This is a genomic window from Streptomyces sp. NPDC093225 (genome assembly GCF_044753805.1).
Lineage (GTDB): Bacteria > Actinomycetota > Actinomycetes > Streptomycetales > Streptomycetaceae > Streptomyces.
In genome coordinates this window covers 125,890-146,299 of record NZ_JBIVNX010000006.1, presented here as the reverse complement: position 1 = coordinate 146,299, position 20,410 = coordinate 125,890, and the positions used below count along the sequence as shown (strand labels likewise).

Here is a 20,410-nt window from a genome sequence, read left to right as displayed (position 1 = left end):
CAGCACATGTGCAGCGGCTATCGTGCGCCCCATGACTCAGTCGCACCATGTGATCACCAAGGCTGTCATCCCGGCCGCCGGGCTCGGTACCCGGTTCCTGCCGGCGACCAAGGCCACCCCCAAGGAGATGCTGCCGGTCGTCGACAAGCCGGCGATCCAGTACGTGGTCGAAGAGGCCGTGGCGGCGGGGCTGGACGACGTGCTGATGATCACGGGCCGCAACAAGCGGCCGCTGGAGGACCACTTCGACCGCAACTACGAGCTGGAGTCGGCCCTGCAGGCCAAGGGCGACGACGACCGGCTCAAGAAGGTCCAGGAGTCCAGCGACCTGGCGACCATGCACTACGTCCGCCAGGGCGACCCGCGCGGCCTGGGCCACGCGGTGCTGTGCGCGGCCCCGCACGTCGGCGACCAGCCCTTCGCGGTCCTCCTCGGCGACGACCTGATCGATCCGCGCGACCCGCTGCTGTCGAGGATGGTCGAGACCCAGGGCCGCACCGGCGGCAGCGTCATCGCCCTCATGGAGGTCGACCCCGCCCAGATCCACCTCTACGGCTGCGCGGCCGTGAAGCCCACCGAGGACGAGGACGTCGTCCTGGTGACGGACCTGGTCGAGAAGCCGGGCCCCGGCGAGGCCCCCAGCAACTACGCGATCATCGGACGGTATGTCCTGAACCCCGCGGTGTTCGCCATACTGCGGGAGACCGAGCCGGGCCGCGGCGGCGAGATCCAGCTGACCGACGCCCTGCAGAAGCTGGCCGCCGACGAGACCGTCGGGGGCCCGGTGCACGGGGTGGTCTTCAAGGGCCGCCGCTATGACACCGGGGACCGGGGAGACTATCTGCGGGCCATCGTCAGACTCGCGTGCGAACGTGAGGACCTGGGCCCCGAGTTCCGGACCTGGCTTCGCAGTTACGTCACCGAGGAGATGTAGCACCTTGAGCAGCACCGCACCGCAGGACACCGGCGCCGGCCCGCAGCGGCTCTGGTCGGTGGACGAGCACCTGGCGGACATCCTCGCGGCCGTCCGCCCCCTGGAACCGATCGAGCTCCAACTGCTCGACGCCCAGGGATGCGTCCTCGTCGAGGACGTCACCGTGCCCGTCGCCCTGCCGCCCTTCGACAACAGCTCCATGGACGGGTACGCCGTCCGGGTGGCGGACGTCGCCGGGGCGAGCGAGGAGTTCCCCGCGGTGCTGACCGTCGTCGGCGACGTCGCGGCGGGCAGCGGCGAGCTGCCCACCGTCGGCCCCGGCGAGGCCGCCCGGATCATGACCGGCGCGCCGCTGCCGCCGGGCGCCGAGGCGGTCGTCCCCGTCGAGTGGACCGACGGCGGCACCGGCGGCGGCGCGGCCACCGGCATGACGGCCGCCAGCCAGGCCCCCGAGGGCGCCGAGGGAGAGGTCCGCGTGCACCGCGCCGCCGAGGCGCGGGCGCACGTCCGCGCGCGCGGCAGCGACGTGCGGGCCGGCTCCCTCGCCCTCGAGGCCGGCACCGTCCTCGGACCGCCGCAGATCGCCCTGCTCGCCGCCGTCGGACGCGGCACGGTCCGGGTCCGGCCCCGCCCGCGCGTCGTCGTCCTGTCCACCGGCAGCGAGCTCGTCCAGCCCGGCGAACCGCTCACCGAGGGCCGGATCTACGACTCCAACAGCTTCGCCCTGGCCGCCGCCGCCCGCGACGCCGGCGCCATCGCCTACCGCGTCGGGGCCGTCGCCGACGACGCCGACGGCCTGCGCGCCACCATCGAGGACCAGCTGGTCCGCGCCGACCTGCTCGTCACCACGGGCGGCGTCAGCGTCGGGGCGTACGACGTGGTCAAGGAGGCCCTGTCCGCCGTCGGCGACGAGGACGAGCCCGGCGGCGGCGTCGACTTCCGCAAGCTCGCCATGCAGCCCGGCAAGCCGCAGGGCTTCGGCTCCGTCGGCCCCGACCACACCCCGCTGATGGCCCTGCCCGGCAACCCGGTCTCCTCGTACGTCTCCTTCGAGCTGTTCGTCCGGCCGGCCATCCGCACCCTGATGGGCCTGCCCGACGTCAGCCGGCCCAGCGTCCGCGCCGTCCTGAAGGCCGACCAGGCGCTCACCTCCCCGGCCGCCCGCCGCCAGTTCCTGCGGGGGGCGTACGACCCGGCCGCGGGCACCGTCAGCCCCGTGGGCGGCTCCGGCTCGCACCTGATCGCCGCGCTGGCCCACGCCGACTGCCTGCTCGTCGTACCCGAGGACGTCACCTCCGTGGAGCCCGGGGCCGAGCTGGAGGTGGTCCTGCTCGGCTGAACCCCCGTCGGTGCGGGTACCGTGTCGCCCACACAGGCCCTTGCGGGGCCCGGACGGGAGCGGCACAGCACATGAGTACCGAGAGCAAGCTGACCCACATCGACGAGGCCGGTGCGGCCCGCATGGTCGACGTGTCCGAGAAGGCCGTGACCACCCGCACGGCGCGCGCCAGCGGGCGCGTGCTCGTCTCGCCCCGGGTGATCGAGCTGCTGCGCGGCGAGGGCGTCCCCAAGGGCGACGCCCTCGCCACCGCACGCATCGCCGGGATCATGGGGGCCAAGAAGACCCCCGACCTGATCCCGCTGTGCCACCCGCTCGCGGTCTCCGGCGTCAAGGTCGACCTCACGGTCGCCGACGACGCCGTGGAGATCCTGGCCACCGTGAAGACCTCCGACCGCACGGGCGTGGAGATGGAGGCCCTCACCGCCGTCGCGGTCGCCGGGCTCACCGTCGTCGACATGGTCAAGGCGGTCGACAAGGGCGCGGTCATCACCGACGTCCGGGTCGAGGAGAAGACCGGCGGCAAGTCCGGCGACTGGAGCCGGTCGTGACCCCCCGCGGCGCCGAGGTGCACAGCCACAGCCACGGCCCCGTCCCGGCCGTCGGGAGCGAGCCCCCCGTGGCCGGCGAGGCCTGGGCCGAGCAGCCCCCCGCCGAGCCCGCCCGGGTCATGCGCGCCCTGGTCGTGACCGCCTCCAACCGCGCCGCGGCCGGCGTGTACGAGGACAAGGGCGGCCCGCTGCTCGCCGAGAGCCTCGCGCGGCTCGGCTTCGACGTCTCCGGCCCCCGCGTGGTGCCGGACGGCGACCCGGTCGAGCAGGCGCTGCGGGACGGCGTCGCGGCCGGCGTGGACGTCATCCTCACCACCGGCGGCACCGGCATCTCGCCCACCGACCGCACCCCGGACGCCACCGCCCGCGTCCTGGACTACGAGGTGCCCGGCATCCCGCAGGCCATCCGTGCCGAGGGCCTGGCCAAAGTGCCCACCGCGGCCCTGTCCCGCGGCCTGGCCGGCGTCGCCGGCCGCACCCTGATCGTCAACCTGCCCGGCTCGACCGGCGGCGTGCGCGACGGACTGGCCGTACTGGAGCGGATCCTCCCGCACGCCGTCGACCAGATCCGCGGCGGCGACCACCCCAGACCGGGGAGCCCGAGCTGAACCGCCCCTCCTGGCCCGTGGTGCTGGCGGACGGCGACGTCGTCCTCCGGCCGATAAGGCTGCGCGACCAGCGTGCCTGGCGCGAGGTCAACCGCCGCAACCGCGAGTGGCTGCGCCCGTGGGAGGCGACCATCCCGCCGCCCGCGCCCTGGGGTCCGGTCATCCAGCGGCCCACCTACCGGCAGATGGTCCGCCACCTGCGGGCCGAGGCCACCGCGGGCCGGATGCTGCCCTTCGTGATCGAGTACGAGGGCCGGCTGGTCGGCCAGCTCACGGTCGCCGGGATCACCTGGGGCTCCATGTGCGCCGCCCACGTCGGCTACTGGGTCGACCAGGACGTGGCCGGCCGCGGTGTCATGCCCACGGCCGTGGCCCTCGCCGTCGACCACTGCTTCCGCACGGTCGGCCTGCACCGCATCGAAGTGTGCATCCGCCCCGAGAACGGCCCCAGCCGGCGGGTGGTGGAGAAACTCGGATTCCGGGAGGAGGGGCTGCGGCCCCGGTACCTGCACATCGACGGCGCCTGGCGGGACCACCTCGTCTTCGCGCTCACCGCCGACGAGGTCCCGGAGGGCATGCTGCACCGGTGGCACGTGGCCCGTCCCGGCACCCCGCATAAATAAAAAATCTGTTCGAATTACGGTCGGCCGGATTCCGATTCACCCATAACCTGATCCGAAGAATCACAAAAAAAGTCGGTGATATCAGCCGGATCGTGCGACACACCGGCCCAATTGGCGGATGCGGTCGCCCGGACCCCTCTACCGTGTGGGGTGTGAGCAGCAGCGGCCTCATCTACGCAGTCATTGTCGGGGCCTGGGCCGCCTACTTGGTGCCGATGTGGCTCCGGAGGCAGGACGAGCTGAACGAGGCCCGTCCGACGGAACGCTTCTCCACCGCCATCCGGCTGCTGTCCGGCCGGGCGGGGATGGAGCGCCGTTACGCCAAGGACCTGCGTGAGCGCGGCGAGGTGGCGGAGCCCCGCGTGGAGCCGGACGCCGTCACGGAAGCGATCAGTTCCGTGGACGTCGACGTCCGGGACTCCGTCGTGCCCCCGACCCGGCCCGAGTCGGCCGTCCTGACGGCCGAGCGGGCCCGGCGCATCCAGCGCACCAAGGTGCTGGCCCGACGCCGCCGCACCACGGCGCTCCTCTTCCTCGGCTTCACCCTCGGCGCGGTCGTGGCGGCGGTGGGCGGACTGCGGTTCCTGTGGGCCCCGGCCGCCCCGGCCGTCATGCTCAGCTCGTACATCGTCTACCTGCGGGTGCAGGAGCGGCGGCGGTTCGCGTTCACGATGGACCGGCGCCGGGCGGAGGCGGCCGCGCAGCGGCTCCGCGAGAGCCGCCGGCACCCCGGCCCGGACGTCGAGCCGGGCGACGCGCCCGTACGGTCCGCCGAGCCCGAGCCGGCGCCCGCCGTCTCCCCCCAGGAGGCCGGGCGGCGCGCACTGGTCGAACAGACCGACCACGCCGAGTGGGTGGACCAGCAGCGCGAGCGCGGCCGCGGTCCGGCGCGCGGCGACAGCTGGGAGCCGGTGCCGGTGCCGCTGCCGACGTACGTGACGGCCCCGGTGGCCCCGCGCGCGACCGGCCCGTCCGTGGCGGACGGCTGGAGCCCGGCCCGCTCCTCGACGGCCGAGCCCACCGACCCGCGCCTGAAAGTGCGGCCGGGCAACCCGCCCGGCACCGCTCCGGCGAAGGGCGGCCCGCAGCCGACCGGTGCCGCGCAGCCCGGAGAGCCGGGGGCCGCGCCGGGCCAGCAGCGCCCCGCGCCCCCGCGCCGCCCGCGCGACCGCGGCCGCACCCCGCTCTTCGACCAGTTCGACCCCGACAACCGCCCCCGCGCCGCCAACGAGTGACACGGCGCCCCGCTCCACCCGGCCCCCGCCGACGGCTCCCCGCCGCCGCGGGGGCCCTTCGTCTCCCGCTCGATGACCTGCGGGGGAGCGGATTTTGGAGCCGCGCGGATCACCTGCTAATGTTTCACACGTCGCAAGGGCCTGTGGCGCAGTCTGGTAGCGCACCTCGTTCGCATCGAGGGGGTCTGGGGTTCAAATCCCCACAGGTCCACAAACGACAGTTCTCGGATAGCTACCGGGAAACGTCACGAGATCCCGCCGGTCGAAAGACCGAGCGGGATCTCGGCGTTTCCGGGGCCGGAGGGTGCTGTGGAGGACACGGCGGGGCTGCAGGCGGAAGTGGCCGCCGCGGCGGAGCGGTTCGCGGCGGCCGCCGCGGGGCTGACCGACGCGGACGTGCCGGCGCCGGTGCGGTTGCCCGGTTGGACCCGGGGGCACGTGGTCGCTCACGTCGCGGCGGCGGCGGACGCCTACGTACGGCTGCTGCGCGGCGCGCGGGGGGTGGCCGCACCCGGGCCGGCGCCGGAATCCGACCGGGGGCCCGCCGGGGCCGTCGGGGCGCCGGCCGCCGAACTGGCCGCACACGTGCGGCGGGCCCTGGACGGCTTCGGGCGCGAGGCCCGGGCGATGCCGCAGCGGGCGTGGGCCGTGCCGGTGACCGCGCTGGCGGGGTACCGGCACCCGGCCTGGTTCCTGCTGCGCCGCTGCCAGCGCGAGCTGGAGACCCATCTCGTCGACCTGGACGTGGGGTACGGCACCGCCGACTGGCCCGCGGGCTACGTCGGCTGGGCGCTGGACGGCACGGTCGCCGCCCTGCGCGCCCGGGGCTTCGCGGTCCGGGCCGTGGCCGCGACGGACCTCGGGCGGCGGTGGGAGCTCACACCGGGCGGCTCCCCGGGGCCCGTGGTCACCGGGCGCGGACACGCGTTGCTCGGCTGGCTCAGCGGGCGTGCGGGGACGGACGGGCTGGTGGTCGAGCCGGCGGGCGGCGTGCCGCCCGTTCCGCCGCCGTGGCCGCAGGCGCCGGTGCCCGGCTGGGGCTGACGCCCCGGGGCGCGGTCAGGAGCCGGGCTGCGCCAGGGGCTTCGCCATGCAGCGGCTGGAGTCGTAGAAGCGGTAGTAGCCGAACTTGTCGCAGAAGTCGTAGCCGCTGGAGAGGTAGAGGGTGATGGCCTCGGGCTGCTGGTCGCCGGTCTCCAGGACCATGCGGACGCGGCCGGCGGCGCGGGCGGAGTCCTCGAGTTCGGAGAGGATGCGGCGGGCCAGGCCGAGGCCGCGGGCGCCGGGCACGACGTACATGCGCTTCAGCTCGGCGTCGCCGTCGGAGTAGCCCTCCTCGTTGCGCTCCTGGGCGCGCCAGCCGCCGCTCGCGACGGGCTGGCCGTCCGCCTCGTCGTACGCCAGCAGGTACTGCCCGTTCGGTGCGGCGAACATCGTCGGGTCGAGCGGGGTCTCGTCGCCCTCGCCGTCGTAGCGCTCGGCGTACTCCAGCTGCACCTGGTCGTTCAGACGCACCGCGTCGGGGTGGTCGTACGTGCTGGGACGGATGGTGATGTTCCGGCGGCGGGTCTCCTGAGGCATTCGAACATCGTACTGAGGGGCGATCGGGTCGGCCCGAGGGCTGAGACGGCCCCCCTTCCCCGGAGGCGCGCGGGTAGGCTGCACCCGTTTTGCGCTATCTGGGGAGCTTGTGTTGCTGACTGTGACGACCGTCAACGTGAACGGCATCCGCGCGGCCGCCAAGAAGGGCCTGGTCCCGTGGCTGGCCGGGACCGACGCCGACGTGATCTGCCTGCAGGAGGTCCGGGCGGAGGCGGGCCAGATCCCCGACGAGGTGCGCGACCCCGAGGGCTGGCACACCGTGTTCGCCCCCGCCGCGGCCAAGGGCCGGGCCGGGGTCGCCCTCTACACCCGCCGGGCGCCCGAGCGCGTGCAGGTCGGTTTCGGCAGCGACGAGTTCGACGGCAGCGGCCGGTACGTCGAGTGCGACCTGCCCGGCGTCACGGTCGCGAGCCTCTACCTGCCCTCGGGCGAGGCGGGCACCGAGAAGCAGGACGAGAAGTACCGGTTCATGGGCGCGTTCCTGCCCTACCTGAAGGGCCTCAAGGAGCGTGCGGCCGCCGGCGGCCGCGAGGTCGTGGTCTGCGGCGACTGGAACATCTGCCACCAGGAGGCCGACCTCAAGAACTGGAAGACGAACCGCAAGAGCGCCGGCTTCCTGCCCGAGGAGCGGGAGTGGCTCGGCCGGGTGTACGAGGAGGCCGGGTACGTCGACGTGGTCCGGGCCCTGCACCCCGAGCAGGCGGGGCCGTACTCGTGGTGGTCCTACCGCGGCCGGGCCTTCGACAACGACGCCGGCTGGCGCATCGACCTCCAGGTCGCGACCCCCGGCCTGGCGGCCAGGGCGGTCAAGGGCTTCGTCGAGCGCGCCGAGACGCACCCCGAGCGGTGGTCCGACCACGCCCCGGTGACGGTCGTCTACGACCGGTAGGCCGGCCGGGGCCGGGGCCCGACCGAACGCGTCAGGAGCCGGCTGCGGGCGGCCTGAGGCGGCGGTCCATCGCCATGGACAGCTCCGCCTCCACCACGCTCTTCGCCAGCGGCCGCAGCCGGTCCACCGCCTTCGCCAGGGACTCCGGGTCCGCCGGGCCGTCGGCCGCCGCGCCCGCGGTGGCGGCGTGGGTCGCGATCAGGTCCGTGAACAGGGTCGCCAGCGCTTCGGCGTGCTCGCGCACCCGGCGGCCGGTCTCCAGGACGACCGCCAGCGGGACCCCTTCGCGCACCAGCGCCGAGGACACGTCCAGCAGGCGGCGGCTGACGTGCACGATCTCGTCGCCGTCCACGGCCAGGTAGCCGAGGTCCAGCGAGGCGGCCAGGTTCTCCGGCGTGACCTCGCCCTCGAAGTAGTCCGCGAGCTCCTCGGGCGTCAGCCGCACCGGGGTCTCCTCGGACCAGCCGAGGCCGTCGCCGTCCAGGCCGAGCAGTTCGCCGAGCTGGTTCACGTCCCGGCCGTTCTCGAAGGCCGCGGTCAGCTCCGCGATGCCGCCCAGGGTGTGGCCGCGGTCCAGCAGCGCGGCGATGGTGCGCAGCCGGGCCAGGTGGTGGTCGTCGTACCAGGCGATCCGGCCCTCGCGGCGGGGCGGCGGCAGCAGCTTGCGTTCCCGGTAGAAGCGCAGCGTGCGCACCGTGATCCCGGCCGCATCGGCCAGCTCCTCCGTCCGGTACTCGCGTACCGTGCCCCTGGGCTCCGCGCCGCCGGGTTCCGCCTCATGTTCCGACACACCCGCAGCCTAAGCGGTCGCGGGCCGGGCCAGGGCAGTCCCGTACCGCCGGTAACTTTCCGGCGCGGACCCCCTACCCATGAGTACGGAGCTGCTCTACGCTCCATCGTGCCAGTGATTGCTGGCAGAGTCGCGGACTGCGGGAGGGCGGCGGCATGGCCGAGCGCGAGCACGTACGAGTGGCGGTTGTCGGATCCGGATTCGGAGGCCTCGGGGCCGCGGTGCGGCTGCGCCGCGAGGGCATCACCGACTTCGTCGTCCTGGAGCGGGCGGACTCGGTCGGCGGCACCTGGCGCGACAACAGCTACCCGGGGTGCGCCTGCGACGTGCCCTCGCACCTCTACTCGTTCTCCTTCGCGCCGAACCCCGACTGGCCGCGCACCTTCTCCGGCCAGCCGCACATCCGCGCCTACCTGGAGCACGTCGCCGACACCTTCGGGCTGCGTCCGCACATCCGGCTGAACCACGAAGTGCGGATGATGCGCTGGGACACCGAGGAGCTGCGGTGGGAGATCGAGACCGCCGGCGGGGACTTCACCGCCGACGTGGTGGTCTCGGCGACCGGACCGCTGTCGGACCCCAAGATGCCCGACGTCCCGGGGCTGGACACCTTCCCCGGCAAGGTCTTCCACTCCGCCCGCTGGGACCACGACTACGACCTGCGCGGCAAGCGCGTGGCCGTGATCGGCACCGGCGCCTCCGCCATCCAGATCGTCCCGGCCGTCGCCGGGGACGTGGCCCGGCTGACGCTCTTCCAGCGCACCCCGCCGTGGGTGCTGCCGCGCACCGACCGCGCGATCAGCGGGCTGGAGCGGTGGCTGCACCGGCAGCTGCCGTTCACCCGGGCCGCCCGCCGGGGGCTGCTGTGGGGCATCCGGGAGCTCCAGGTCGGCGCCTTCACCAAGCACCCCAACCAGCTCGGCTTCATCGAGGCCCTGGCGAAGAAGAACATGGCGCGGGCGATCAAGGACCCGAAGCTGCGGGCCGAGCTCACCCCCGACTACCGGATCGGCTGCAAGCGGATCCTGCTGTCGAGCGAGTACTACCCGGCGCTGGCCCGCCCCGACGTCGACCTCGTGGCCTCCGGCCTGAAGGAGGTCCGCGGCTCGGTGCTGGTGGCCGCCGACGGTACCGAGACCGAGGTCGACGCCGTCATCTTCTCGACCGGCTTCCACGTGACCGACATGCCGATCGCCGACCGGGTGGTGGGCGCCGAGGGCCACACCCTCGCGGAGGCCTGGAAGGACGGGATGCAGTCGCTGCGCGGCGCGACGGCCGCCGGCTTCCCGAACTGGATGACGATCATCGGCCCGAACACCGGCCTCGGCAACAGCTCGATGATCCTCATGATCGAGTCCCAGCTGAACTACATGGCCGACTACGTGCGCCAGCTGAACGTCCTCGGCGGTCGCGTGGCCCTGGCGGCCCGGCCCTCGGCCGTGCACACCTGGAACCGCAGGGTGCAGGCCCGCATGGAGCGCACCGTGTGGAACACGGGCGGCTGCACGAGCTGGTACCTCGACGCGAACGGGCGCAACACGACGGTGTGGCCCGGCACGACGGGCGAGTTCCGGCGCGAGACGCGGGCCGTGGACCTGGGCGAGTACGAGATCCAGCGCGTCGGGAAGCGGCTCCCGGCCCAGGCGTCCGCGGCGAAGCCGGCCGCGACCGCCGCGACCGCCGCGACCGCCGAGGCCGCCAGGACCGCCGAGGGGAGCGCCGCGTGAGCCGCCGTCCCGCCCACGTCACCGAGGGCCCCTACGCCCCGCCCGCCCCGGCCCGCGAGCTGACCGCCGTCTCCGCCGACGGGGCCCGCCTGCACGTCGAGGTGCACGGCCCCGAGACGGCCCCGGCCGTCGTCCTCGCCCACGGCTGGACCTGCTCCACCGCGTTCTGGGCCGCCCAGATCCGCGCGCTGTCCGCCACCCACCGCGTCATCGCGTACGACCAGCGCGGCCACGGCCGCAGCCCGGCCACCCCCGGCCGCTACAGCACCGACACCCTCGCCGACGACCTGGTCGCCGTCCTCGGGGCGGCCCTCGCGCCGGGCGAGCGCGCGGTGGTGGCCGGCCACTCCATGGGCGGCATGACGGTCATGGCCGCGGCCCGCCGGCCCGAGTTCGCCGAGCACGCCGCCGCCGTCCTGCTGTGCAGCACCGGCAGCGCCCGCCTCACCGACGAGGCCAAGGTCGTACCGGGCCCGGCCGGCCGGGTGCGCTCCCGGCTGACCCGCGCCGTGTTGGGCTCGCGCGCCCCGCTCGGCCCGGTCACGCCGGTCGGGAAGAAGGTCCTGCGGTACGCCACCATGGGACCCGGCGCCGCACCCGCGCGGGTCGAGGCCTGCGCCCGGATCGTGCACGGCTGCCCGACCCCGGTCCGGCACGGCTGGTCCGAGGTGCTGGCCGAGCTCGACCTGGACGCCGGGGTCAAGGCCCTCGGCGTACCCGCCGCCGTCCTGGTGGGCACCGCCGACCGGCTCACCCCGGTCGTGCACGCCCGCGGCCTGGCCGCCGCGCTGCCGCGCTGCGTGGGCCTGACCGAACTCGCGGGCATGGGCCACATGACGCCCGTCGAGGCCCCCGAGGCCGTCACCCGCACGATCGCCGAACTCGCCGCCGAGTACGTACCCGCCAAGGAGGAGACGCCGTGAGCGCACGCAGGAGTCTGGAAGGCCAGGTCGCCGTCGTCACCGGCGCCGCGCGCGGGGTCGGCGAGCTGCTGGCGCGCAAGCTCTCCGCCCGCGGCGCCCGGATCGCGCTCGTCGGCCTGGAGCCGGAGGCCCTCAAGGAGGTCTCGGAGCGGCTGCACACCGACAGCGACCACTGGCACGCCGACGTCACCGACCACGCCGCCATGGCCCGGGTCGCGGAGGAGGTCAAGCAGCGCTTCGGCAAGGTGGACATCGTGGTCGCCAACGCCGGGGTCGCGGCGGGCGGCCCGTTCGTCGACTCCGACCCGGACGCCTGGCGCCGCGTCATCGAGGTCAACCTGATCGGCGGGGCGGTTACCGCCCGCGCCTTCCTGCCCGTCCTGATGGAGAGCCGGGGCTACTTCCTCCAGATCGCCTCGCTGGCCGCCATCACCCCGGCGCCGATGATGACCGCGTACTGCGCCTCCAAGTCCGGGGTCGAGGCCTTCGCGCACAGCCTGCGCGCCGAAGTGGCCCACAAGGGCGTCCGCGTGGGCGTGGGCTACCTGTCGTGGACCGACACCGACATGGTGCGCGGCGCCGACCAGGACGACGTCATGCGCGAGCTGCGGCAGCGGCTGCCGTGGCCGGCGAACCGCACGTATCCGCTGGGCCCGGCCGTGGACCGGATCGTGGCGGGCGTCGAGCGGCGCTCGGCGCACGTGTACGCGCAGTGGTGGCTGCGCGGGATGCAGCCGGTGCGCGGCTACCTGCCGGGGCTCATCGGAACCGTGGGCCAGCGCGAGGTGCGGCGCTTCGACGGGCGGATGGGCTCGGTGCGCACCGGGCTGGTCGGGGCCGGCGGGGCCGCGGACGAGCAGGAGCGCTCCCCCCGCGCCTGACGGGCGGCCCGGACGTGCGGAAGGGGCGCGGCCGTTCCGGAACGGCCGCGCCCCTCGGCGCGCGTGCGTACGGGACCGGTAGCAGTCGGTCCCGGCTCCGAAGAGCCGGTCCCCAGCCTGGCACGGGGGCGTGCGGCACGCATCTCGATCAGTGACGCCCGGTGGTGCAGCCTCCTCAGGCTCGCGGCGGCAGCTTCGGACGCCGCCGGTCGGGTACGTCGTCGTAGCCCGGCGGCACCGACGCGGGATGCTGCTCGAGCAGCTCCAGCGCCAGGTGGACGGCGTCGTCGAGCTGTGCGTGCCGCCCCTCGGCCCAGTCGAGCGGGGTGCGCTCTATCTCCAGGTCCGGCTCGACGCCCCGGTTCTCCACGGACCAGCCGTACGCGTCGAACCAGGCCGCGTTCATCGGGACGGTGATCACGCTGCCGTCGCCGAGGGTGTGCCGCCCCGTCATGCCGACCACCCCGCCCCAGGTCCGCTGGCCCACCACGGGGCCCAGGCCCAGCAGCCGGAAGGCCGCGGTGATCATGTCGCCGTCGGAGGAGGTGGCCTCGTCGGCCAGGGCCACGACCGGCCCCCGGGGGGAGTTGGAGGCGTACGACACCGCCTGCGCGTCGCGGGTGAGGTCCCAGCCCAGGATGCGCCGGGTGAGCTTCTCGACGACCAGCTCGCTGATGTGGCCGCCGGCGTTGCCGCGCACGTCCACGATCAGGGCGGGCCGGGAGACCTCCATGCGCAGGTCCCGGTTGAACTGGGCCCAGCCCGAGCCGCCCATGTCCGGGATGTGCAGGTAGCCGCAGGTGCCGCCGCTGACCTCGCGGACCACGGCCCGCCGCTTGGCCACCCAGTCCTGGTAGCGCAGCGGCCGCTCGTCGACGAGCGGCACGATCGCCACCCGGCGGGAGCGGCCGGTGCCCTCGGCCGGCTGGAAGGTGAGCTCGACGGTGGTGCCGCCGGCGGCCGCCAGCAGCGGGAACGGGCCGGCGACCGGGTCGACCGGGCGGCCGTCGACGTGGGTGAGGACCGCGCCCTCGCGGATGCCCATCCCGGCCAGCGGCGAACGGGCCTTGGAGTCGGAGGAGTCGCCGGGCAGGATCCGCCGCACCACCCAGGCGCCGTCGTGCGGCATCAGGTTGGCGCCGAGCAGGCCCATCGCCCGCTGGTAGTGCGGCGGGCCCTCGTTGCGGCGGGCGGGGGAGACGTACGCGTGCGAGGTGCCGAGCTCGCCGAGCACCTCGCGCAGCAGGTCGGCGAACTCGTCCGGGGAGGCGACGCGTTCGACCAGGGGCCGGTACTGGGTCAGCACCCCGGCCCAGTCGATCCCGCACATGTCCGGCTCCCAGAAGTACGCGCGGATGAGCCGCCCGGCCTCCTCGTAGGCCTGCCGCCACTCGGCGGCCGGGTCCACCTCGTGCAGGATCCGCCGCAGGTCGAGGTAGACGGTGGAGTCACCGTCGCCGGACTCGGTGGCGGGCACGGCCTTGAGGTCGCCGTCGTCGGCCACCACCAGCCGGGAGCCGTCCCCGCTGACCGAGAACCAGTCCAGGTCGCCGACCAGTTCGGTCTTCCGTGCCTTGGTGATGTCGAAGTGCTCGAGGCTCGGCTTGCCGGAGACGTCGGCGGGGTTCGCGAAGGTCTCGCCGAGCGCGCCCGAGATGGGCCAGCGCATCCACACCAGGCCGCCGCCGCTGACCGGATAGAGCGCGGAGTACTTGGAGGCGGTCACGGGGAAGGGGAAGACCCGGTTCTCCAGGCCCTCGATCTCGACCGTCACCGCGCCGTCGGCGCCCTCGTTCTCCGTCGGGTCCAGACCGCCGGCCGCCGGCCGGCCGTCGGGCAGCAGCGCGAAGGGCGAGGGCGTCGCGGAGGAGAGCGGGACGAGGTACGGGCGGCAGCCGAGCGGGAAGGACAGGTCGCCGGTGTGGACGTCGTACACCGGGTCGAAGCCGCGCCAGGAGAGGAAGGCGAGGTAGCGGCCGTCCCGGGTGAAGACCGGGTTCTCGTCCTCGAAGCGGCCGTTGGTGACGTCCACGACGACGCGTGCGCCGGGGCCGGCGATGCGGGCCATCTTGATCTGGCGCAGCGAGCGGCCGATGCCCGGGTGCGACCAGGTCAGCCAGGCGCCGTCGGGGGAGAAGGACAGGTCGCGGACCGGCCCGTTGGTGGACCGGATCAGCTCGCTGACCTCCCCGTTGGAGTCCTCGGTGGCGTCGAGGAGCAGCAGCCGGCCGTCGTGCGAGGCGATGGCCAGCCGCTCCCCGTCCGGGTCGGAGACCAGCTCCTGTACGCGCCCCAGGTCGCCCGAGGCGAGCCGGCGCGGCTCCCGGTCCCCGCTGGCGCGGGGCAGGTAGGCGATCTCGATCGCGTCCTCGCCCTCGGCGTCCGTGACGTACGCGACCTGGCCGGCCGAGCCCAGCATCTCCGGCAGCCGGACCCGGACCCCGGGGGTGTCCGCGATGGTGCGGGCCGGGCCGTCGCGGTGGGTGAGCCAGTACAGCGAGCCGCGGACCACCACCGCGCTGGCCCGTCCGGTGGTGTCCACCGAGACGGAGTCGACGTGGCTGGCGGCCGGCACGGAGTAGGTGCGCCGGCCGGTGCGCGCGCCGCCGAGCCGGACCGCGAGCCTGCGCGGTCCGGCCTCCGGCGCGAGGGAGTCGACCAGCCACAGGTCGCCGGCGCACTGGTAGACCACGCGGCGGCCGTCGCTGGAGGCGTGCCGGGCGTAGAACTCGTCGTGGTCGGTGTGCCGGCGCAGGTCGGTGCCGTCGGGCAGGCAGGAGTAGAGGTTGCCGATGCCCTCGTGGTCGGAGAGGAAGGCGATCCGGCCGTCGACGAACATCGCGCAGTCGAGGTGCCCGCCGATGTCGGGCAGCAGCCGCTCGCCGTGCAGCCACAACCGGCCCGTCGCGCCGCCGCGGTAGCGCTTCCACGCCGCGGGTTCGTGCGGCGGCTTCCCGGTCAGCAGCAGGGTCCTGCGCTCCCCGTCGAGCTCTCCGACGGCGATGTCGGAGACCGGGCCCCAGGGCAGGCGCTTGCCGGGGCTGCCGTCGGTCGCCTGGGTGTAGGCCCACGAGTAGTACGAGAAGGGCTGGCCGTGCGAGGAGACGGCCAGGATGTCGCTGTGGCCGTCCTCGTCGGGCGGGGTCCAGCCGCAGACCCGGGTGTCGGTGGAGCCCCAGTAGGACAGCCGCCGGGCCGTGCCGCCGGCCGTGGGGACCAGGTGGATCTCGGGGTCGAGGCTGCGCCAGGTGGTGAAGGCGATCCGGCTGCCGTCCGGCGAGAAGCGGGGGTGGCCCACGCGGGTGCGGTCGACGGTGAGCCGCCAGGCCCGGCCGGGTGGCTCCCCCTCGGGGACCAGCGGGGAGACCCACAGGTCGTCCTCGGCGGTGAAGCACAGGAGGTCGTCGTGCAGGTGCGGGAACCGGAGGTACGCGAGGTCGTGGCTCACCCCTAAATGCTTTCCGCGCCCGGGGGGCCCGGCAACTCGTACAGGCGAACGCGAGGGGGCGCGGGCGGGGGCGCGCGGGGGCGCGTACGGAGCGGAGCCGGGACGCGGTCCCGCCGGAGACGTGACGGAGCCCACCTCGAGAACGAAACGAAACGGTTTCGTTTCGCGGGTGCCCGGGAGTATCGTCGTACGCGTACGGAACGGTTTCGTTCGGCTCGCCGGACGGACCGCAGGACGGTCGGAAGGACAAGGAGTCCGGAAGATGGCGGACACGGGCGTCGCGCGGCGCAGCCGGATCACCCCCGAGCGGGAGGCCGAGCTGCACGAGGCCGTGCTCGAGCTCCTGCGCGAGGTCGGTTACGACGCCCTGACGATGGACGCCGTCGCCGCCCGTACGAAGTCCAGCAAGGCGACCCTCTACCGCCAGTGGGGGAGCAAGCCGGAGCTGGTCGCGAAGGCCCTGCGCTGCACCCAGCCGGTCTCCCTGCGGGAGATCGACACGGGCACGCTGCGCGGCGACTTCGCGGTCATGGTCGAGAACTCCGACGACGCGCAGATGGCCAAGGACACCGCGCTCATGCGGGGCCTGGCCCATGCCGTCCACACGAGCCCCGAGCTGCACAGGGCGCTCCGCGAACTGCTCATGGAGCCCGAGATCACCGGCCTGAACGTGATGCTGCGACGGGCCGTGGACCGGGGCGAGGTGGCCGCCGACTGCCCCGCCCTCGCCTACGTGCCGCACATGCTCATCGGCGCCTTCATCGCGCTGCCGCTGATGGAGGACCGGTCCCCGGACCGGGCGTTCCTGGCCGACTTCATCGACTCCGTGGTCTTCCCCGCCCTCGGCGTCTGACACCGCGGCGTCCGGCACCACGCCGGCCGCACCGCACCGACCGCACGTCCCGCACAAGCCCCATCAGGACCACCTGACACGCCGCTCTCGTCGTCGGGCCGGATTCCGCATGCCCTGATCCACACCACGACCGGAACGGGAGACCCATCTCGTGGCCACCTTCCTCTACCGACTCGGCAGGGGCGCCTTCCGGCGCCGCCGCCTCGTCGCCCTCGTCTGGGTGGCGCTGCTCGTGCTCGCCGGCTTCGGCGCGGCTTCGGCGGCGACCCCGACCTCCAGCTCCTTCTCGATGCCCGGCACCGAGGCCCAGAAGGCCTTCGACCTGCTGGAGAAGCGTTTCCCCGGCTCGCGCGCCGACGGCGCCACCGCCCGCGTGGTCTTCAAGGCCCCGGCGGGCAGGAAGATCACCGACCCGGCCGAGAAGGCACAGGTCGAGAAGGCGGTCGCCGACCTCAGGTCCGGCTCGGACCAGGTCGAACGCGTCGTCGACCCGTACCAGGGACAGGCGGTCAGCCAGGACGGCACCACCGCCTACGCCCAGGTCACCTACAAGGTCAGCGGCATGGAGCTGACCGACGAGACCCGTGAGGCCCTCAAGGGCTCCGGCAAGGCCGCCCAGGCGGCCGGCCTGAAGGTCGAGATCGGCGGCGACGCCCTCATGGCCGTCCCCGAGAGCGGCCCCGGCGAGGTCGTCGGCGTGGTCATCGCCGGCATCGTGCTGGTCATCACCTTCGGCTCGCTGGTCGCGGCCGGGCTGCCGCTGCTGACCGCCCTCCTCGGCGTGGGCATCGGCGTCTCCTCCATCACCGCCCTGGCCAACGTCCTGGACCTCGGCACCACCACCTCCACCCTCGCGATGATGATCGGCCTGGCGGTCGGCATCGACTACGCGCTCTTCATCGTCTCCCGCTACCGCGCGGAGCTCGCCGAGGGCCGCGAGCGCGACGAGGCGGCCGGCCGCGCCGTCGGCACCGCCGGATCCGCGGTGGTCTTCGCCGGCCTCACGGTGGTCATCGCCCTCGTGGGCCTGGCCGTCGTGAACATACCGATGCTCAGCAAGATGGGCTTCGCGGCCGCCGGCACCGTGGTCATCGCCGTCCTCGTCGCCCTCACCCTGATCCCGGCGATGCTCGGGTTCGCGGGCCGCCGCGTGCTGCCCATGGGCACCAAGAGCAGGCTGTTCGGCGGGGGCCGGGCGAAGGCCGCCGCGGCCGCCGAGAAGCCCAACATGGGCACCCGCTGGGCCCGCTTCGTCCTGCGCCGCCCGGTCATGGTCCTGCTCGCCGGCGTCATCGGCCTCGGCGCCATCGCCATCCCGGCGGGCAAGCTGGAGATGGGCCTGCCGGACGACGGCTCGCAGCCGGTCTCCACGACCCAGCGCAAGGCCTACGACATGCTCTCCGACGGCTTCGGCCCGGGCTTCAACGGCCCGCTGCTGGTCGTGGTCGACGGCGGCAAGGCGGTCGCGGACAAGACCGTGAACGACATCAAGGGCATGCCCGGCGTCGTGGCCGTCACCCCGCCGACCATGAACAAGGCCGGCGACACCGCGATGATCACCGTGGTGCCGAAGGACCGCCCGTCCTCCGCCGCCACCGAGGACCTGGTCCACACGATCCGCGACAAGAGCGGCGACGACGTCCTGGTCACCGGCCAGACCGCGATGAACATCGACTTCTCGCAGAAGATGAACGACGCGCTGCTGCCCTACCTGGCGCTCGTCGTCGGGCTCGCCTTCCTGCTCCTGATGGTGGTCTTCCGCTCGGTGCTGGTCCCGCTCAAGGCCGCCCTCGGCTTCCTCCTCTCGGTGGTCGCCGCCCTCGGCGCGGTGGTCGCGGTCTTCCAGTGGGGCTGGCTGGGCTCGCTCTTCGGGGTCGAGCAGACCGGTCCGATCATGAGCATGATGCCGATCTTCATGGTGGGCGTGGTGTTCGGACTGGCGATGGACTACGAGGTCTTCCTCGTCACCCGCATGCGCGAGGCGTACGTCCACGGCGAGCGGCCGGGCCAGGCCATCGTCACCGGCTTCCGGCACGGCGCCCGGGTGGTCGTGGCCGCGGCGGTCATCATGATCGCGGTGTTCGCGGGCTTCATCGGCTCCAGCGAGCAGATGGTCAAGATGATCGGCTTCGGCCTCGCGGTGGCGGTGTTCTTCGACGCCTTCGTCGTCCGCATGGCGATCGTCCCCGCCGTCCTCGCCCTGCTCGGCCACAAGGCCTGGTGGCTGCCGCGCTGGCTGGACCGCCTGCTGCCGAACGTGGACGTCGAGGGCGAGGGGCTGCGCAAGCACCTCGGCGACGACGCCTCCCACGCCGCCGGCCAGGGGCAGACCGACCCCGACGCCGACCCCGAGCGGGAGCTGGTCCGCGCCTGACCCCCGCTCAGCGCTGAACCGAAGGCCCGGCCGCACTCTCCTGGTGCGGCCGGGCCTTGTACGTGGGGCCGGGCGCGTACGTGCGGCGCAGGAAGCGGCGCAGCGCCGGGGTGTCGAACTGCACCACCGCCACGCCCTCGGGGGAGTGGAACTCCACGATCGTCTGGACCCGTCCGCACGGCCACACCCGCACGTCCCCGCTGCCGGTCGGGGACTGCAGCCCCGTCTCCAGCAGGGTGCGCGAGAACACCCACTCGTTCTCCGACCCCTCGGGCGAGAGGCCCGCGGGGAAGACCACCCGTACGGCCAGCGGCTCCGTGGGCAGGAAGCGGAGCGCCACCGGGATCGTGCGGTACAAGGGGTCGTCGGTGACGACGCGGCCGCGGACTCGCTCTTCGATGGGAGAACTCACGGCCCGGACTCCTCACGTTCGCGGCATTTGTCCCCAATGTCGCATATTTTGGCGCCGGCGAACGTAGGGTTTTTGGTATGTGGACGCTCTTGCCACCTCTTTGCAGGTAGGTCCTATCATCGAGCGTTGCCCAGCCGGGCGACACCGATCAGGAAGCGGAGCCCCCACATGCACGTCCCCGACGGATTCATCGACGCGCCGGTCTCCGTGGCCGCCGGAGCCGTGGCCGCCGGAGCCGTGGCGGTCAGCCTGCGCGGTGCGCGCCGTGAGCTCGACGAGAAGGCGGCCCCGCTCGCCGGGCTGGTGGCGGCCTTCATCTTCGCCGTGCAGATGCTGAACTTCCCGGTCGCCGCCGGTACCAGCGGACACCTGCTGGGCGGCGCCCTGGCCGCGATCCTCGTCGGCCCGTACACCGGCGTGCTCTGCGTCTCCGTGGTCCTGCTGATGCAGGGCGTGCTCTTCGCCGACGGCGGCCTGACCGCCCTCGGCGTCAACGTCACCACCATGGGCGTGGTGACCGTGGTGGTCTCCTACGCCGTGTTCAAGGGCCTGGTCAAGGTCCTCCCGAAGACCCGCCGCTCGGTGACGGCCGCCGCCTTCACCGGCGCACTGCTGTCCGTGCCGGCCGCCGCCGGATTCTTCACCCTCCTCTACTCCATCGGGGGCACCACCGACGTGCCCGTCGGCAAGGTGCTCGCCGCGATGGTCGGCGTGCACGTCCTCATCGGCATCGGCGAGGCCTTCATCACCGCCCTGACCGTGGGCGCCGTGCTGGCCGTCCGACCCGACCTGGTGCACGGCGCCCGGGGCCTGACCGCCCCGCTCAAGCTCCGGGTCGGCGGCGAGTTCGTGGACGCCCCCGCGGCGGCCCCCGCCGTCCCGGCCGTCGCCCGCTCCACCGGGAAGGTGTGGGCCACCGGCCTGGTCGCCGCCCTCGTCCTGGCCGGCTTCGTCTCCTTCTACGCCTCCGCCAGCCCCGACGGCCTGGAGAAGGTCGCCGCCGACAAGGGCATCGACAGCAAGGTCGAGCCGCACGCCGCCAAGGACTCCCCGCTCGCCGACTACGGCGTCAAGGACATCGCGAACGCCCGCCTCTCCGGCGGCCTGGCCGGTGTGATCGGTGTCGGCGCCACCGTCGTCGTCGGCTCCGGTGTGTTCTGGGCCGTGCGTCGCCGTCGCGACGACGGCACCCCCGCCGCCGCCAGCTCCTCCGCGGCCTGA

Annotated in this window: 18 protein-coding genes and 1 tRNA gene; 15 read left to right on the top strand and 4 right to left on the bottom strand. The window is 73.9% G+C overall.

What is annotated here, in order from left to right; genetic code table 11:
* Positions 1 to 31 precede the first annotated feature (31 nt).
* The 8 genes from galU (at position 32) to ACIQCH_RS08640 (ending at position 6,334) form a co-directional block, all read left to right on the top strand.
* A complete protein-coding gene (gene galU, locus ACIQCH_RS08675; protein WP_402579379.1) occupies positions 32 to 934 on the top strand; it encodes a UTP--glucose-1-phosphate uridylyltransferase GalU in 903 nt (300 codons plus the stop codon).
* 4 nt (positions 935 to 938) lie between these two features.
* Positions 939 to 2,273 (top strand): gephyrin-like molybdotransferase Glp, encoded by a 1,335-nt coding sequence (gene glp, locus ACIQCH_RS08670; protein WP_402579377.1) that lies wholly within the window; start codon positions 939 to 941, stop codon positions 2,271 to 2,273.
* A 71-nt stretch (positions 2,274 to 2,344) separates the two neighbouring features.
* Complete coding sequence (gene moaC, locus ACIQCH_RS08665; RefSeq protein WP_402579375.1) at positions 2,345 to 2,824, top strand: cyclic pyranopterin monophosphate synthase MoaC; 480 nt, start codon at positions 2,345 to 2,347, stop codon at positions 2,822 to 2,824.
* Positions 2,825 to 2,943: 119 nt separating this feature from the next.
* On the top strand, positions 2,944 to 3,432 hold the full coding sequence (locus ACIQCH_RS08660; RefSeq protein ID WP_402579526.1) for a molybdenum cofactor biosynthesis protein B: 489 nt from the start codon (positions 2,944 to 2,946) through the stop codon (positions 3,430 to 3,432).
* A gap of 17 nt (positions 3,433 to 3,449) precedes the next feature.
* A complete protein-coding gene (locus ACIQCH_RS08655) occupies positions 3,450 to 4,055 on the top strand; it encodes a GNAT family N-acetyltransferase (RefSeq protein ID WP_402579373.1) in 606 nt (201 codons plus the stop codon).
* Positions 4,056 to 4,207: 152 nt separating this feature from the next.
* Positions 4,208 to 5,290: a hypothetical protein gene (locus ACIQCH_RS08650; RefSeq protein WP_402579371.1), complete on the top strand. Its 1,083-nt coding sequence runs from the start codon at positions 4,208 to 4,210 to the stop codon at positions 5,288 to 5,290.
* 137 nt (positions 5,291 to 5,427) lie between these two features.
* Positions 5,428 to 5,501: transfer RNA gene (locus ACIQCH_RS08645), tRNA-Ala, on the top strand.
* 98 nt (positions 5,502 to 5,599) lie between these two features.
* On the top strand, positions 5,600 to 6,334 hold the full coding sequence (locus ACIQCH_RS08640; protein ID WP_402579369.1) for a maleylpyruvate isomerase family mycothiol-dependent enzyme: 735 nt from the start codon (positions 5,600 to 5,602) through the stop codon (positions 6,332 to 6,334).
* A 15-nt stretch (positions 6,335 to 6,349) separates the two neighbouring features.
* Here ACIQCH_RS08640 and ACIQCH_RS08635 read toward each other — a convergent pair whose 3' ends face one another.
* The gene (locus ACIQCH_RS08635) at positions 6,350 to 6,871 is read right to left on the bottom strand and encodes a GNAT family N-acetyltransferase (RefSeq protein WP_402579367.1); all 522 of its coding nucleotides are present in this window, start codon (positions 6,869 to 6,871) and stop codon (positions 6,350 to 6,352) included.
* 112 nt (positions 6,872 to 6,983) lie between these two features.
* On the opposite strand from ACIQCH_RS08635, the gene ACIQCH_RS08630 reads away from it, so the two are divergent.
* Positions 6,984 to 7,781: an exodeoxyribonuclease III gene (locus ACIQCH_RS08630; protein WP_402579366.1), complete on the top strand. Its 798-nt coding sequence runs from the start codon at positions 6,984 to 6,986 to the stop codon at positions 7,779 to 7,781.
* 31 nt (positions 7,782 to 7,812) lie between these two features.
* Here the strand turns inward: ACIQCH_RS08630 and ACIQCH_RS08625 are convergent, their stop codons facing one another.
* Positions 7,813 to 8,571 carry a MerR family transcriptional regulator gene (locus ACIQCH_RS08625; protein ID WP_402579364.1) on the bottom strand — a complete coding sequence of 253 codons (759 nt, stop codon included), beginning with the start codon at positions 8,569 to 8,571 and terminating at the stop codon, positions 7,813 to 7,815.
* A gap of 155 nt (positions 8,572 to 8,726) precedes the next feature.
* Here ACIQCH_RS08625 and ACIQCH_RS08620 point away from each other — a divergent pair, with 155 nt between their 5' ends.
* The 3 genes from ACIQCH_RS08620 to ACIQCH_RS08610 are packed head-to-tail and all read left to right on the top strand — an operon-like array spanning position 8,727 to position 12,102.
* On the top strand, positions 8,727 to 10,298 hold the full coding sequence (locus tag ACIQCH_RS08620; RefSeq protein ID WP_402579362.1) for a flavin-containing monooxygenase: 1,572 nt from the start codon (positions 8,727 to 8,729) through the stop codon (positions 10,296 to 10,298).
* The gene (locus ACIQCH_RS08615; RefSeq protein WP_402579360.1) at positions 10,295 to 11,221 is read left to right on the top strand and encodes an alpha/beta fold hydrolase; all 927 of its coding nucleotides are present in this window, start codon (positions 10,295 to 10,297) and stop codon (positions 11,219 to 11,221) included. Before ACIQCH_RS08620 ends, ACIQCH_RS08615 begins: the two co-directional genes overlap by 4 nt.
* Positions 11,218 to 12,102, top strand: a complete 885-nt coding sequence (locus ACIQCH_RS08610; protein ID WP_402579358.1) for an SDR family oxidoreductase — start codon at positions 11,218 to 11,220, stop codon at positions 12,100 to 12,102. Before ACIQCH_RS08615 ends, ACIQCH_RS08610 begins: the two co-directional genes overlap by 4 nt.
* A gap of 175 nt (positions 12,103 to 12,277) precedes the next feature.
* Here ACIQCH_RS08610 and ACIQCH_RS08605 read toward each other — a convergent pair whose 3' ends face one another.
* Positions 12,278 to 15,550: a S41 family peptidase gene (locus ACIQCH_RS08605; RefSeq protein WP_402579356.1), complete on the bottom strand. Its 3,273-nt coding sequence runs from the start codon at positions 15,548 to 15,550 to the stop codon at positions 12,278 to 12,280.
* 262 nt (positions 15,551 to 15,812) lie between these two features.
* Here ACIQCH_RS08605 and ACIQCH_RS08600 point away from each other — a divergent pair, with 262 nt between their 5' ends.
* Together ACIQCH_RS08600 and ACIQCH_RS08595 are read left to right on the top strand one after the other, a co-directional pair.
* A complete protein-coding gene (locus tag ACIQCH_RS08600) occupies positions 15,813 to 16,403 on the top strand; it encodes a TetR/AcrR family transcriptional regulator (RefSeq protein ID WP_402579354.1) in 591 nt (196 codons plus the stop codon).
* A 151-nt stretch (positions 16,404 to 16,554) separates the two neighbouring features.
* Entirely contained in the window at positions 16,555 to 18,777 is a 2,223-nt protein-coding gene (locus ACIQCH_RS08595; RefSeq protein WP_402579352.1) for an MMPL family transporter, read from the top strand.
* Positions 18,778 to 18,784: 7 nt separating this feature from the next.
* Here ACIQCH_RS08595 and ACIQCH_RS08590 read toward each other — a convergent pair whose 3' ends face one another.
* Positions 18,785 to 19,189, bottom strand: coding sequence for an SsgA family sporulation/cell division regulator (locus tag ACIQCH_RS08590; RefSeq protein WP_402579350.1), 405 nt, complete (start codon positions 19,187 to 19,189; stop codon positions 18,785 to 18,787).
* A 168-nt stretch (positions 19,190 to 19,357) separates the two neighbouring features.
* Between ACIQCH_RS08590 and ACIQCH_RS08585 the strand changes: the two genes are divergently transcribed.
* Positions 19,358 to 20,410 (top strand): energy-coupling factor ABC transporter permease, encoded by a 1,053-nt coding sequence (locus ACIQCH_RS08585; protein WP_402579348.1) that lies wholly within the window; start codon positions 19,358 to 19,360, stop codon positions 20,408 to 20,410.